Source organism: Pseudoxanthomonas sp. LARHCG66 (assembly GCF_052871755.1).
Window position 1 is genome coordinate 488,423 of sequence record NZ_JBIXJW010000001.1, and the last position, 14,315, is coordinate 502,737.

Annotated in this window: 11 protein-coding genes and 7 tRNA genes; 2 read left to right on the forward strand and 16 right to left on the reverse strand. The window is 65.3% G+C overall.

Features of this window, described 5'->3' with window-relative positions; all coding sequences use genetic code 11:
* Positions 1-127: 127 nt before the first annotated feature.
* The 12 genes from ACIPRS_RS02345 to ACIPRS_RS02400 all read right to left on the reverse strand — a co-directional run bounded on the left by ACIPRS_RS02345 (position 128) and on the right by ACIPRS_RS02400 (position 8,054).
* Positions 128-204, reverse strand: a tRNA-Asp gene (locus ACIPRS_RS02345).
* Between the two features lie 84 nt (positions 205-288).
* Positions 289-363: transfer RNA gene (locus ACIPRS_RS02350), tRNA-Val, on the reverse strand.
* Positions 364-401: 38 nt separating this feature from the next.
* On the reverse strand, positions 402-707 hold the full coding sequence (locus tag ACIPRS_RS02355) for an HU family DNA-binding protein (RefSeq protein WP_343227171.1): 306 nt from the start codon (positions 705-707) through the stop codon (positions 402-404).
* A gap of 184 nt (positions 708-891) precedes the next feature.
* Positions 892-3,348, reverse strand: a complete 2,457-nt coding sequence (lon, locus tag ACIPRS_RS02360; RefSeq protein ID WP_446537385.1) for an endopeptidase La — start codon at positions 3,346-3,348, stop codon at positions 892-894.
* A gap of 184 nt (positions 3,349-3,532) precedes the next feature.
* The gene (clpX, locus tag ACIPRS_RS02365) at positions 3,533-4,816 is read right to left on the reverse strand and encodes an ATP-dependent Clp protease ATP-binding subunit ClpX (RefSeq protein WP_142123981.1); all 1,284 of its coding nucleotides are present in this window, start codon (positions 4,814-4,816) and stop codon (positions 3,533-3,535) included.
* A gap of 128 nt (positions 4,817-4,944) precedes the next feature.
* Positions 4,945-5,571 (reverse strand): ATP-dependent Clp endopeptidase proteolytic subunit ClpP, encoded by a 627-nt coding sequence (gene clpP, locus ACIPRS_RS02370; protein WP_142123980.1) that lies wholly within the window; start codon positions 5,569-5,571, stop codon positions 4,945-4,947.
* A 76-nt stretch (positions 5,572-5,647) separates the two neighbouring features.
* Positions 5,648-6,940: a trigger factor gene (gene tig / locus ACIPRS_RS02375; protein WP_446537386.1), complete on the reverse strand. Its 1,293-nt coding sequence runs from the start codon at positions 6,938-6,940 to the stop codon at positions 5,648-5,650.
* Between the two features lie 409 nt (positions 6,941-7,349).
* Positions 7,350-7,435, reverse strand: a tRNA-Leu gene (locus ACIPRS_RS02380).
* Between the two features lie 146 nt (positions 7,436-7,581).
* A tRNA-Lys gene (locus ACIPRS_RS02385) sits at positions 7,582-7,657 on the reverse strand.
* A 74-nt stretch (positions 7,658-7,731) separates the two neighbouring features.
* Positions 7,732-7,808, reverse strand: a tRNA-His gene (locus ACIPRS_RS02390).
* Between the two features lie 36 nt (positions 7,809-7,844).
* A tRNA-Arg gene (locus ACIPRS_RS02395) sits at positions 7,845-7,921 on the reverse strand.
* Positions 7,922-7,977: 56 nt separating this feature from the next.
* Positions 7,978-8,054 (reverse strand) — tRNA-Pro (locus ACIPRS_RS02400).
* Between the two features lie 148 nt (positions 8,055-8,202).
* On the opposite strand from ACIPRS_RS02400, the gene ACIPRS_RS02405 reads away from it, so the two are divergent.
* Complete coding sequence (locus ACIPRS_RS02405; RefSeq protein WP_337730151.1) at positions 8,203-8,967, forward strand: Bax inhibitor-1/YccA family protein; 765 nt, start codon at positions 8,203-8,205, stop codon at positions 8,965-8,967.
* A 47-nt stretch (positions 8,968-9,014) separates the two neighbouring features.
* Here ACIPRS_RS02405 and ACIPRS_RS02410 read toward each other — a convergent pair whose 3' ends face one another.
* The 4 genes from ACIPRS_RS02410 to grxC form a co-directional block, all read right to left on the reverse strand.
* On the reverse strand, positions 9,015-10,358 hold the full coding sequence (locus ACIPRS_RS02410) for a Na+/H+ antiporter NhaC family protein (protein WP_446537387.1): 1,344 nt from the start codon (positions 10,356-10,358) through the stop codon (positions 9,015-9,017).
* Positions 10,359-10,488: 130 nt separating this feature from the next.
* Complete coding sequence (locus tag ACIPRS_RS02415) at positions 10,489-11,496, reverse strand: isocitrate dehydrogenase (protein ID WP_055941972.1); 1,008 nt, start codon at positions 11,494-11,496, stop codon at positions 10,489-10,491.
* Positions 11,497-11,739: 243 nt separating this feature from the next.
* Positions 11,740-12,132, reverse strand: a complete 393-nt coding sequence (locus tag ACIPRS_RS02420; protein ID WP_055941968.1) for a carboxymuconolactone decarboxylase family protein — start codon at positions 12,130-12,132, stop codon at positions 11,740-11,742.
* The gene (gene grxC / locus ACIPRS_RS02425; protein WP_225590822.1) at positions 12,129-12,419 is read right to left on the reverse strand and encodes a glutaredoxin 3; all 291 of its coding nucleotides are present in this window, start codon (positions 12,417-12,419) and stop codon (positions 12,129-12,131) included. The genes ACIPRS_RS02420 and grxC overlap by 4 nt, the downstream gene beginning before the upstream one ends.
* A 188-nt stretch (positions 12,420-12,607) precedes the next feature.
* On the opposite strand from grxC, the gene ACIPRS_RS02430 reads away from it, so the two are divergent.
* The gene (locus ACIPRS_RS02430) at positions 12,608-14,248 is read left to right on the forward strand and encodes a M48 family metalloprotease (protein ID WP_337730154.1); all 1,641 of its coding nucleotides are present in this window, start codon (positions 12,608-12,610) and stop codon (positions 14,246-14,248) included.
* Positions 14,249-14,315 lie beyond the last annotated feature (67 nt).

Sequence of the window (14,315 nt, forward strand, 5' to 3'; positions counted from 1 at the left end):
GCGTGCCGGGACAACGGCGTCTCGCCACCTGGCGGATCCCGCCGCCGGGGAGCATCTTCCCGGCCACAATGCGGCGTGACGCGTACAGAAAGCAGAAAGCCCGCTTTCGCGGGCTTTCCGGGTGTAATGGCGGAGTGGACGGGACTCGAACCCGCGACCTCCGGCGTGACAGGCCAGCATTCTAACCGACTGAACTACCACTCCGCGCTGAGACAAACATTGTAAGACGATTTGCGCGGTTTCCGCTAGACCGTCCTGCAAATTTTTTAACCTTGCATCGCCCCGAGGTGGTGGGTGCTGAGGGTTTCGAACCCCCGACCCTCTCCGTGTAAGGGAGACGCTCTACCGCTGAGCTAAGCACCCCAGGTGCATCACGCACCCTGCCATCGGCAGCGAGTCGATTAGTTTACGGCATCCTTCAGGGCTTTGCCAGCCTTGAAGGCCGGGTTCTTGGAAGCCTTGATCTTGATGGTATCGCCGGTCTTCGGGTTGCGGCCCGTGCGCGCTGCGCGCTTGCGGACCTGGAAGGTGCCGAAGCCGACCAGCGTCACGGTGTCGCCCTTCTTGAGGGCCTTGGTGATGCTGGAGATGACGGCGTCGACGGCACGGCCAGCTTCGGCCTTGGACACTTCGGCTTCGTCGGCGACGGCATCGATCAATTCGGTTTTGTTCATTGAGTAACTCCCTTTGCGGCACAACCGCGGAATGAGTAACCGGGACCTCGGGGCTCGCTCGCCTCACGGGAACCGGTCGTTATATCCACGCACAGCGAGGCATCGCCCCATGTGCGCGGGTGACGCCGTTATACCAGTGCAAAAAATGCCACGCAAGCCGAAAACCCAGCAATGACGCGGGTTTCGAGGCGATTCCAGCCGCCATCCGTCACATCGTTCAATGCTTCACGCCCGGTTGTTGCGATCCCTTGTCGCTTTCCTTCTCCGCCGTCGGCACCGTGCGCTCGCCTCCGCCATCGGCGGGTACCGGGGCCAGCGGACGTTCCAGCGCCAGGTCCAGCACTTCGTCGATCCACTTCACCGGCACGATCTTCATGCCCTCGGTGACGTTGGCGGGGATATCCGCGAGGTCCTTCTTGTTCTCGTCAGGAATGATCACGGTGGTGATGCCGCCACGCAGCGCTGCGAGCAACTTTTCCTTCAGCCCACCGATCGCGGTGACCCGTCCCCGCAGCGTGATCTCGCCGGTCATGGCGACGTTGGCGCGAACCGGATTCTTCGTCAGCGCGGACACCAGCGCGGTCGCCATCGCGATGCCGGCGCTGGGTCCGTCCTTCGGTGTGGCGCCATCCGGCACGTGCAGGTGCACGTCGTGCTTCTGCAGGAATTCCGCATCCACACCCAGGCTGGCCGCACGACTGCGCACCACCGACAAGGCGGCGGAGCCCGACTCCTTCATCACGTCGCCCAGCTGTCCGGTCAGCATCATGCCGCCCTTGCCGGGTACCAGCGCCACCTCGATCTGCAGCAGATCGCCACCGACTTCGGTCCATGCCAGACCGGTCACCAGACCGACCTCGTTCTGCTCCTCCGCGCGCCCGAAGTCGTAGCGACGCACGCCGGAGTACTTCTCCAGATTCTTCGAGCCGACCTGCACGGTCGCCGCTTTCGCCGTCTTCTTCTTTGCCAGCGCCTTGGCGCCGCCCAGCGCGATCTCCTTCACCACCTTGCGGCAGATCTTGGCGACTTCGCGTTCCAGGTTGCGCACGCCCGACTCGCGGGTGTAGTAGCGGACCAGGTCGCGGATCGCGCTTTCGGCGATCTTCAGCTCGTCCGCCTTCAGGCCATTGGCCTTCAACTGCTTCGGGACAAGGTAACGCTGCGCGATGTTGACCTTCTCATCCTCGGTGTATCCCGGGATGCGGATCACTTCCATGCGGTCCAGCAAGGGACCCGGAATGTTCAACGAATTGGAGGTGGCGACGAACATCACCTCGGACAGATCCAGGTCCACTTCCAGGTAGTGATCGTTGAATGCGTTGTTCTGCTCGGGATCGAGCACCTCCAGCAGGGCCGACGAGGGATCGCCGCGGAAGTCCATCGACATCTTGTCGATCTCGTCCAGCACGAACAGCGGATTCTTGCTGCCGGTCTTGTTGAGGTTCTGCACGATGCGGCCCGGCATCGAACCCACGTAGGTGCGGCGATGCCCACGGATCTCGGCCTCATCGCGCACGCCACCCAGCGACATGCGGACGAACTTGCGGTTCGTCGCCTTCGCGATGCTCTGCCCGAGCGAGGTCTTGCCCACGCCCGGCGGTCCCACGAGGCACAGGATCGGTCCGCGCAGCTTCTTCACCCGCGACTGCACCGCGAGGTACTCGAGGATGCGTTCCTTGACCTTCTCCAGACCGTAGTGGTCGGCGTCCAAGGTGTCCTGTGCGACCTTCAGGTCCTTGCGGACCTTGGTGCGCTTGTTCCACGGCACGCCCAGCACCCAGTCCAGGTAGTTGCGCACGACGGCGGCTTCCGCCGACATCGGCGACATCTGCTTGAGCTTGTTGAGCTCGTTGCGCGCCTTGGTCTCCACCGGCTTGGGCATGCCCGCCTCGGCGATCCGTCGCGCCAGGTCCTCCAGTTCGTTGGGCGCTTCGTCGAGCTCGCCCAGCTCCTTCTGGATGGCCTTCATCTGTTCGTTGAGGTAGTACTCGCGCTGGCTTTTCTCCATCTGCGACTTCACGCGGCCGCGGATGCGCTTCTCCAGTTGCTGCACGTCGATCTCGCCGTCGACGAAACCGACCAGCAGCTCGAGCCGTTCACCGACTTCGATCGTCTCCAGCAAACGCTGCTTGTCGCTGAGGCGGACGCCCAAGTGCGCGGCGATGGTATCGGCCAGCCGACTGGGTTCGTCGATGCCTGCCAGCGTCTGCAGCAGTTCGGGCGGCAGCTTGCGGTTGGTCTTCACGTACTGCTCGAACAGGCCCATCAGCGAACGCGCAACGGCCTCGATCTCGCGCGGCTCGCGTCCGTCGGTGGAGTCGATCTCTTCGCCTTGCCCGTACAGCGCGCCATCGCGTTCGTCCACGTTGGAGACGCTGATGCGCGACGTGCCTTCGACCAGCACCTTGATCGTGCCGTCGGGCAGCTTCAGCAGTTGCAGCACCTGTGCCAGGGTGCCGACCGTGTACAGGTCGGCGGCAGCGGGATCGTCGGTTTCCGCGGACTTCTGCGCGAGCAGGATGATGCGTTTGTCGGCCTCCATCGCCTGTTCCAGCGCACGCATGGATTTGTCGCGCCCGACGAACAGCGGGATGACCATGTGCGGAAACACCACCACGTCGCGTAGCGGCAGGACCGGCAGGTCGAGGGTTTCAGTCTGGGGATGGCGGGGCATGGGGGCTCCAGCGAAGTGCGGAATGCGGGGGTGTCGAAACACCAATGGGGCCGTTATGGGGCCATCGGCATCGGGATGCAATAGCGGGCCTGAAACCGCAAGAAAAGCAGTGGGTTGGAATCGGCGCGCGAAAAATGAACAGGCGCCACGAGGGCGCCTGTCGTCGACCGCATCACGGGGCCGATCACTCGGCGGCCGCGACCTTCGGTGCGGGCGGATTCTGATAGATCAGATACGGCTCGGACTTGTGCTCGATGACGGACTCGTCCACGACCACCTTGCTGACGTTTTCCAGTGAAGGCAGTTCGTACATCGTATCCAGCAGCACCGATTCGACGATGGTCCGCAAGCCACGGGCACCGGTCTTGCGCTTGAGCGCCTTGCGGGCGATGGCGGACAGGGCGTCCGCACGGAACTCCAGTTCCACGCCTTCCATCTCGAACAGCTTCTTGAACTGCTTGGTGATGGCGTTCTTCGGCTCGGTCAGGATCTTGACCAGCGCGGTCTCGTCCAGCTCCTCCAGCGTCGCGACCACCGGCAGGCGGCCCACGAATTCGGGAATCAGGCCGAACTTGATCAGGTCTTCCGGCTCGACCTCCGACAACACCTTGCCGATTTCCGACTTCTTCTCGGAACTCTTCACCTTGGCGCCGAACCCGATGCCGCCGGCCTCGGTGCTGCGCTGCTGGATGATCTTGTCCAGGCCGGCGAACGCGCCCCCGCAAATGAACAGGATGTTCTTGGTATCGACCTGCAGGAATTCCTGCTGCGGGTGCTTGCGGCCGCCCTGCGGCGGCACGCTGGCCACAGTGCCTTCGATCAGCTTCAGCAGCGCCTGCTGCACGCCTTCACCGGACACGTCTCGGGTGATCGACGGGTTCTCGCTCTTGCGTGAGATCTTGTCGATCTCGTCGATGTACACGATGCCCTGCTGAGCCTTGTCGACGTCGTAGTCGCACTTCTGCAGCAGCTTCTGAATGATGTTCTCCACATCCTCGCCCACGTAACCGGCCTCGGTCAGCGTGGTGGCGTCGGCGATGGTGAACGGCACGTTGAGCAGGCGCGCCAGCGTCTCGGCCAGCAGGGTCTTGCCCGAACCGGTCGGGCCGGCCAGCAGGATGTTCGACTTGGCCAGTTCGACCTCATCGTTCTTGCTGCGGCTCTCGATGCGCTTGTAGTGGTTGTAGACCGCCACCGCCAGCGTGCGCTTGGCGCGGTTCTGGCCGATCACGTACTGATCCAGGACTTCCAGGATCTCGCGCGGCTTGGGCAGGTGGCTACGGGCCGACTGCGCCTTCTCCTCCAGCTCCTCGCGGATGATGTCGTTGCACAGCTCCACGCATTCATCGCAGATGAACACGCTGGGACCCGCGATCAGCTTGCGCACCTCGTGCTGGCTCTTGCCGCAGAACGAGCAGTACAGGATTTTGGTGCTGTCGCCGGAACGGCCCTGACGATCTTCGCTCATGCTGGTAATACTCGGTCGCTCAACCTGCCCTCGGGGGCTTGCGGTCGGAGAATAGCACACGGCCCCGGCGTGTCAGCCGGGTCCGTGAACAGGGGGATTCGTGCCGTAAAAGCGGGCAATCCGGGGTATCAGGCCGACTGGATGGAGTCGTCGGGGCGACGTTCCAGCACCTGGTCGACCAGTCCGTAGGCCTGGGCATCGGCCGCGCTCTTGAAGTTGTCGCGCTCCGTGTCGCGCTCGATCGTCTCCAGCGACTGCCCGGTGTGCTTGGCCAGGATTTCATTCAACCGGGCACGCAGGGTCAGGATCTCGCGGGCATGGATGTCGATGTCCGTGGCCTGGCCCTGGAAGCCGCCCAGCGGCTGGTGGATCATCACGCGCGAGTTCGGCAGCGCATACCGCTTGCCTTTCGCGCCGGATGCCAGCAGCAGCGCACCCATGCTGGCCGCCTGGCCCACGCAGATGGTGCTGACGTCGGGCTTGATGTACTGCATGGTGTCGTAGATCGCCATGCCCGCGGTCACCACGCCGCCCGGCGAATTGATGTACAGGCTGATGTCCTTCTCGGGATTTTCCGCTTCGAGGAAGAGCATCTGGGCCACGATGACGTTCGCCACGTGGTCGTCCACGCCGCCGACCAGGAAGATGACGCGTTCCTTCAGCAGGCGGGAATAGATGTCGTAGGCGCGCTCGCCGCGGCTGGTCTGCTCGACCACCATCGGCACCAGGTTAAGGGCTTGGGTTTGGATGCTCATTCGGTTCTCGCGCCTGTCGTTCGTGGGAAGGTCCGGCCTAGGATAGCCGGACCTTCTGTCCGGACGGGTGCCCGGCTCAGTTGCGGATGGCTTCCTGGAAGGAAAGCGTCTGCTCGGTGTGCTGGGCGCGCTCGGCGATCCAGTCGATCACCTGCTCTTCCATCACACGACCCTGCAGACTGTTCATCAGTTGGGGATCGTTGCGGTACAACTCAATGACCTGCTCCGGCTCCTCGTAGGTCGAGGCGATCAGACGCAACGTCTCGTTCAGGCGCTTGGAGTCCAGGCGCAGCTGGTTGCGGCGGGCCACCTCGCCCACCAGCAGGCCAACCAGCACGCGCTTGCGCGCCGCATCCAGGAAGCCCTCGTAGGCGTTGTCGGGGACCTGCACCTGCTGGCCCTGGCGGCGCGCCTGCTCGGCCGCCTGCTGGACCATCACGCGCGCCTCGTTCTCGACCAGGCGCGGCGGCATTTCGACGTGCGAGTAGACGGCGATCAGCTGCTCACCGACCTCGCGGCGCAGGCGGGTCATCAGGGCACCCTTGAGCTCGCGCTCCAGGTTGCTGCGGATATCCGCCCGGAACTGCTCGGCGTCGCCGCTCTTCACGCCGAAGCTGCGGATGAACTCGCGGTCCACCTCGGGCAGCACCGACTCGGCCACCTCGGTGACCTTGACGTGCACGTCGACCTGCTTGCCCGCCAGCGGCGGAACGCGCCAGTCGGCGGGGAAAGTGACCGACACCGTCTTTTCGTCGCCCTTGGCCAGGCCCACGAGCGCCTGTTCGATCTCGCCGAACATCACGCCCGACCCGATCAGCGTGGCACCCTTCTCGATGCCCTCCGCCGGCATGCGCTCGTCACCGGCCTGCGACCAGGTCTCCAGCGCCACGCGATCGCCTTCCTTTGCGCCGCGTTCGACGACCTGGAACGTACGCCGCTGCATGCGCAGGTTGTCGACCATCTGGTCGATGTCGGCGTCGGTCACTTCGGCGGCGTGGCGGATCACGGTCAGCTTGGAGACGTCGACGTCGCCGAAGTCCGGCACCACTTCGAACGTGGCCACGAAATCCAGCTCGCCCTCGCCCTGCTTCTCGATGCGCGGATTGCCGGCCAGCTGCAGTTCCTGCTCACGCACGGCATTGTTGAACGTCTCGCGCAGCAGACCGTCGAGCGCCTCGGCGCGGACCTGGTCGCCATAACGCTGTTCGATGACCTTCGCCGGCACCTTGCCGGGACGGAACCCCTTGATGCGCGCGGTGCGCGACAGTTCGCGCAGGCGACCGCCGATGTGGGTGTCCAGGCGCTCAGCCGGCAGGCTGAAGCTCATGCGGCGTTCGAGGTTGCCGACCGATTCGACCGAAACTTGCATACTCACTGACTCCTGCGGCCACGGCACAGCCGGGGCGATGTTGATAATCCGGGACGCCTGGGGCAAGCGCGCAAGGCCCGCCCGGCGGAACTTGATAGTTTCGCTGATTCCGGGGCGGGCTGCCAGCGGGGCGGGCGTTTCGGGTGGAGGCATGGGCCGGTCCCAGGCACAGGGGCTTCTGGCGCCATGCCTGGCCCCGGGCCTCGACGAGATCGATGGGGCCCGTCGCTGGAGCTTCATCAACGAGTTTCCGACGGCAGGGATGGCCGGCGGTTCATCATCGGCGTACGCCAGGACGCATAGCGCCATGCCCTCTTCGGCGCCCGGTACCGGGATCACCCGCTCACGAAGCCGGCCGCTCACCGCCCTGGCGGGTTCACGACCGTACTTTCCGGCCTACGGCGCGGCGTGGTGCGAAAGGAGGGACTCGAACCCTCACGGGGGTTACCCGCTGGAACCTAAATCCAGTGCGTCTACCAATTCCGCCACTTTCGCAAGGCCTGATGATTGTACGCGCGAGCCGGCCGGGGCCGGAAGACGACAGGCGACTGTCGACCCCATCCGCCGGAACCACCGACCCACGCCAAGGTGCATCGTCACGCAAAGAAAAACGCCCGGCGTGAGCCGGGCGTTCTCGGGTTTGGTGGGCCGTCAAGGATTCGAACCTTGGACCTATTGATTAAGAGTCAACTGCTCTACCAACTGAGCTAACGGCCCCGAAAAACTGGCTGCGTAGTGTAACCGCATCTTCTTTTTCTGTGAACCCCCGCAGTGCGGAGATCCTTGATCAGTGGGGTGGCTGAGGGGACTCGAACCCCCGACATCTGGAATCACAATCCAGTACTCTAACCAGCTGAGCTACAGCCACCACTGAAACCTGCATCCTTCCGGATCGCACCGGAAGTGGCGCGCCCGACAGGACTCGAACCTGTAACCGCCGGCTTAGAAGGCCGGTGCTCTATCCGGTTGAGCTACGGGCGCCCGGTCCGGATTGTCGCATCCCCGTCATGCCGGAACACACTGGCACTGCATCAGACTGGTCGGGGTAGAGGGATTCGAACCCCCGACCCTCTGCTCCCAAAGCAGATGCGCTACCAGACTGCGCTATACCCCGACGAGGGTCCCGGCATGGCGTCTGGACGCCAACGAGGTCGCGTATTGTCGGAACCTGCGGCCCTGCTGTCAAACGAAACCTGATGTTCCTTCGCTTGCGATATGCTCAGGCGCTGGGGACAGACGTCCGGCAACCACATGAGGGAACGATGATGCGCAGCGGCAATCCGGCATTGAAGGAATCCACCTTCCTCGACCTTGGCAGCGGGACGGTCGTCTCGCGCGACGGCGAGGCGATGACGCTCAACGGCACCATCAACAAGACCGGCATCCTGTTGCTGCTGACCGTGCTGACGGCGGCGTTCTCGTGGAACCAGGCGCTCGGCCCGGACGGCCTGCCCGCTCCCGGTTTCGCGGTGTACATGTGGGGTGGCGCCATCGGCGGCCTGGTGCTGGCGCTGATCACCGTCTTCAAGAAGACCTGGTCGCCCGTCACCGCCCCGCTGTATGCGCTGGTCGAAGGGTTCTTCCTGGGCGCGATCTCTGCGGTGTACAACGCGCAGTTCGGCGGGATCGTGATGCAGGCGGTGATGCTGACCTTCGGCATCCTGTTCGCGCTGCTGTTCGCCTACCGCAGTGGTCTGATCAAGGCCACCGAGAACTTCAAGCTGGGCGTGGTGGCGGCCACCGGCGGCATCGCACTGGTCTACCTGGCGAGCATCGCGCTGGGCTTCTTCGGCATCAAGATCCCGCTGATCCACGAATCCGGCCTGGTCGGCATCGGCTTCAGCCTGTTCGTCGTCGTCATCGCCTCGCTGAACCTGGTGCTGGATTTCGACTTCATCGAAACCGGCGTCGAACAGGGCGCACCGAAGTACATGGAGTGGTATGGCGCCTTCGGCCTGATGGTCACGCTGGTGTGGCTGTACCTGGAACTGCTGCGCCTGCTGTCGAAACTGCAATCGCGCGACTGATTCCATTCCTCGCGAAAGAAAAGGGGGCGCCTCGGCGCCCCCTTTTTTCATGAGCCGACCGTCTCGTCCGGTGGCGCTGGGCCCGCGACCTCGGCGGCGCGCCGCGTCGACCAGGCGATGAACACCAGCGCCGACCCCGCCAGCCACCAGCAGTAGTGCACGCTGCCGGCCAGCGCCAGCGGCGACACGGCAGCCAGCGAGGCCGCCAGCAGGATCTGTGCGCCGTAGGGCAGCACGCCCTGCACCACGCAGGCGAAGATGTCGAGCATGCTCGCCGCGCGCCGGGGACTGATGCCATGGCGCTGGGCGATGTCCCTGGCCAGGCTGCCGGTGACCAGGATCGCGACGGTGTTGTTCGCCGTCAGTGCGTCGGTGCCAGCCGCGAGCGCCGCGATGCTGATTTCACCGGACCGGCGCCCCGTATGCCCCCGCGCGAACTTCGCGATGACCTGCGCCAGCCAGTCCAGTCCTCCCGTGGCCTTGATCAGGGCGGCCAGTCCGCCGATGAGGATGGACAGGAGCGTGATCTCGACCATCCCCTCGAAGCCCACGTAGATGTCGCCCACGTAGGACACCACGTCGTAGTCGTCCGCCAGCACGAAACCGAAGATGCCCGCCGCGACCAGCCCGATGGCCAATACCAGCACCACGTCCAGCCCGGCCAGGGCCAGCCCGAGTACCAGCACGTAGGGCAACACCAGCCACGGTGAAGCCGCATCGGGCGCGGCCACCGGCGCCGCGTCGCCGAGCGTTGCCAGTACCGCGAGCGTTGCGATGGCGGCCGGCAACGCGATCTTGAAGTTCTCGCGGAACTTGTCGCGCATCTCCGCACCCTGGCTGCGCGTGGCGGCGATGGTGGTGTCCGAGATGATCGACAGGTTGTCGCCGAACATGGCGCCGCCCAGCACCGCGCCGACCACCAGCACCCGGTCCAGCCCTGCGGCATCGGCAACGCCCAATGCGATGGGCACCACGGCCGCCACCGTCCCCATCGAGGTGCCGATCGACAGCGAAACGAACGCCGCCGCCAGGAACAATCCCGGCAGGATCAGGCTCGCCGGCAAGGCGCCCAGGCCCAGCGCCACCACCGCATCCACCGCACCGATCGCCTTGGATACCGTGGCGAACGCGCCTGCCAGCAGGAAGATCAGACACATCAGCATGACGTTGCTGTCGCCCATGCCGGCCAGCAGCGTCTGCTGCGCAGGCACGCCACGACGACGCGCCAGCCATACGCCGAGCACCAGCGCCGGCAGGATCGCCACCGGCGCGCGCAACTGATAGAACCCCATCGCCTCGCCCTGCGCGGTGAAGTACAACCCGGCACCGAAGAACAGCGCGAGGAACAGCAGCAGCGGAGTCAGCGCCAGCGCGCTGGGACGGACGGACATGACGGGGCCTTCTGCGTGGGGCCCGGATTGTGCGTGCCCTCGGTCTCCCATCCAACCTCATGGATGGGACACATGCAAACAAAAACGGGACGCTGTGCGTCCCGTCAGTGCGTTGCCTGGCTATGTGGGCTCAGACGCGGCTGGCGATCGCCTTCGCGAACGACATCGTGGTGCCCTCCCCGCCCAGGTCCGGGGTCAGCGAATCCTTGGCTTCCAGCGTGGCGATGATCGCCGCACGCAGGCGCTCGGCCTTTTCCGGCTGGCCCAGGTGGTCCAGCATCTGGGCCGCGCCCAGCAGCAGCGCGCAGGGATTGGCCACGCCCTTGCCGGCGATGTCCGGCGCGGAGCCGTGGACGGCCTCGAAGATCGCCGCGTCGACGCCGATGTTCGCACCCGGTGCCAGGCCCAGGCCGCCGACCAGACCGGCGCACAGGTCGGAAATGATGTCGCCGAACAGGTTGGTGGTGACGATGATGTCGAACTGCTCCGGACGCATCACCAGCTGCATGCAGGTGTTGTCCACGATCATCTCGTTGGTCTGGATCTCGGGGTACAGCGCGGCCACTTCGCGCGCGACCTTCAGGAACAGGCCCGAGGTGGTCTTCAGGATGTTGGCCTTGTGGACGATGGTGACCTTCTTGCGGCCGGTCTTGCGGGCCAGGTCGTAGGCGTAACGCACGATGCGCTCGGAACCCTTGCGGGTGATCTTCTGCGTCAGCAGGGCGGTTTCGCCGTCTTCCGAGATCGACTGGCCTTCACCGATGTACGCACCCTCGGTGTTCTCGCGCACCGTGATCAGGTCAACGCCGGTCGGGAAGCGCGACTTGGTGTTCGGGAACGACTTGGCCGGGCGCACGTTGGCGTACAGGTCGAAGTGGCGGCGCAGCGCGACGTTGATCGAGCTGAAGCCCTCGCCCACCGGCGTGGTCAGCGGGCTCTTCAACGCCACGCCGTTCTTGCGGATCGAATCCAGGGTGGCCTGCGGCAGCAGGTCGCCGTGCTTTTCCAGCGCGACCAGGCCAGCATCGGCTTCTTCGTAGGTCAGGCCGACCTTCATCACGTCGAGCACGTGCAGGGTGGCGTCCATGATCTCCGGGCCGATACCGTCGCCGCGGATGACCGTAATCGTCTGGGTCATTTGAGTGGTGTTTCCGAACAGGGGCGCGCGCTGGCCGGGGGCCGGCGCGGACGCAAAGGGGAAGGTCTGTGCGCGCCATTATGCCCGAGGCCCCCTCGGGGGCCCAAATCGACGATGGTCGGAGGCATTGCCAAGATCCAGTCGGATCCCGGCCTGCGCCGGGATGACGGGAGTGGGATGAACGGACTGCACGAAGGCAGCCGAGGTGCTCGGGGATGCCTGCGTCCTGTCCCTGTCCCAGCCTCAGTGGTCGTGCGCCGCCGGCGCGTCAGCCTGCCCGCCTTCCAGCTGGTCGAGGAAATCCACCGCCCGGCGCAGGTGCGGGATGACGATGGAGCCACCCACCACCAGGCCCACCGAGAACGTCTCGAAGAATTCCTCGCGCGTGACGCCGGCCTCCTTGCACTGGGCGACGTGGTAGCTGATGCAGTCGTCGCAACGCAGCACCATCGAAGCCACCAGGCCCAGCAGTTCCTTCGTCTTCACGTCCAGCGCGCCTGCCTGGTAGGTCTGCGTGTCCAGGGCGAAGAAGCGGCGGACGACCTGGTTGGGTTCATCCAGGATGCGCTTGTTCATCCGCTGCCGGAACTCGGTGAATGCCTTCACGCGGTCCTGGCTGTCGTCGGCCGCGCTCATGCCGCCTCCCCTGCGAGCAGGGCTTCCAGCTTGCCTGCACGGTGCAACGCGATCATGTCGTCGTAGCCGCCCACATGGGTTTCGCCGATGAATATCTGAGGCACGCTGGTACGTCTGGCCTTGGCGATCATCTTCTCGCGCGCGTCCGCGTCAAGGTCGATGCGTACTTCCGTCCAGGTCTGGCCCTTGCTCTTGAGGAAGTTCTTCGCCGCCACGCAGTAAGGGCAGATGGCGGTACTGTAGAGGGTGATCTCGGGGGCGGGGGCGCCTTGCGGGGTGTCGCTCAAGGGAGTTCTCCGGAACGAAAGGGACATGCTGTGGTCCCAACCAATATCGGGTCGACGGGGTCGGGTTACAGCCGGCGACATGGAACAGTGCGGACCGGTACTGGTCCGGTTAACCACGTATTCACTCGCCCGGATCAGCGACCCGTCATCCTGATCGAGACCCCCATTATCCGCCACGGAGCCCCCGTTTGCGTCCCATCCTGCTTGCCACTGCCCTGACCCTGGCCCTCGCGGCACCGCTGGCAGCCTCCCAGGACAGCCGCCTGCCGGATATCGGCTCATCCGCAGGCGAGCTGCTCACCCCGGCGCGCCAGGCCGAGTACGGCGGCATGATGCTGCGCGAACTCCGCAACTACGGGTACCTGCTGGAAGACCCGCTGATCACGGACTGGCTGCAGACCGTGGGCAGCCGGCTGGGTGCGGACAGCGACAACCCGCAGCAGGCGTACACGTTCTTCATGATGCGCGACCGGCAGATCAATGCCTTCGCCACGCTGGGCGGCTACATCGGCATGAATGCCGGCCTGGTGCTGACGGCGGATCGCGAAGACGAGATGGCGGCGGTGCTCTCCCACGAAATCGCCCATGTGACCCAGCAACACGTGCTGCGCGGCGTGGAGCGGGCGCAACGCGACCAGGTTCCTATCCTGCTGGGCATGCTGGGCGCCATCGTGCTGGCCCAGGCGGCGGGCGGAAGTTCCAGCGGCGATGCCTCCCAGGCGGCGATCGCTTCGGCCATGGGCCTGATGCAGCAGCGCCAGATCGACTACACCCGCTCCAACGAATCCGAGGCCGACCGCGTCGGCATCCGCACCCTGTCCCGCGCCGGCTACGACATCGACGCCATGGCCGGCTTCTTCGCCAAACTCCAGCAGGCCACCCGCGCCAGCCGCGGCAGCGGGCGCGAACAGGTGCCGGACTACCTGCAGACCCACCCGGTCACCACCACGCGCATCAGCGAAGCCCGCCAACGCGCCGACCAGTTGCGTGGCGACCAGATCACCGCGACCACCCGCGTTCCCGGTGGCGAGCACGTTGAACGCTTCGACCGGCGAGGCGTGACGCTACCGGAGTCGCGTAGCGACAACCCGTTGCTGCCCATCCCTGTGACCCTGCCCTCCCAGGTCTTCCAGCGTGGCGATACCGGCCAGTTCGACTGGGCGCGCGAACGCCTGCGGGCACTCAGCGCCAGCACGCCTTCTGCCGCCGTACGGGAGTACGAAACGCTGCGCCGGCAGGCCGGCAAGCCGTTGACGGCACCCCAGCGCTACGGACTGGCCATCGCCCATCTGCAGGGCGGCGACAGCAGGACCGCGTTGACGGAATTGCGCCGCCTGGACGACGAACATCCCGACAACCTCTGGATAACGCTGGCACTGGGCGAGGCGGAATCGCGCACCGGCGATCCGGCGGCGGCGAACCGTCGCTTCGACGCCTTGCTGCAACGACTTCCGCAGAACCGCCCGGCGGTCCTGACCTATGCGAAGGTGCTGAACGAACAGGGCGGACGCGAGGCCGGGCAGCGCTCGCAAGCCATCCTGCGCCCGTTGATGGCGCGCGCGGGCGACGACCCGGTGTTCCAGCAGCACTTCGCCAGAGCCAACGAACTGGCGGGCGACACCGCCCGTGCCGGCGAAGCCTACGCAGAGGCCGCCTACCTGAATGGCCGGCCGGAGCAGGCATTGATCCAGCTGCAGAATCTCAAGAACCAGGGCGACCTGGATTTCTACGCCCGCGCCAGGATCGATGCCCGCATCGCCACCATCACCCCGGAAGTGCTCGAACTGCGCCGCCAGGGCATCCGCGACCCCGACGTCGAGCGCCGTTGACCCTCATTCGGCGCGCCTTGTGACAGTCCGACGGCGTGTCATGTAAACGTCATAAAATTGTCGTCTA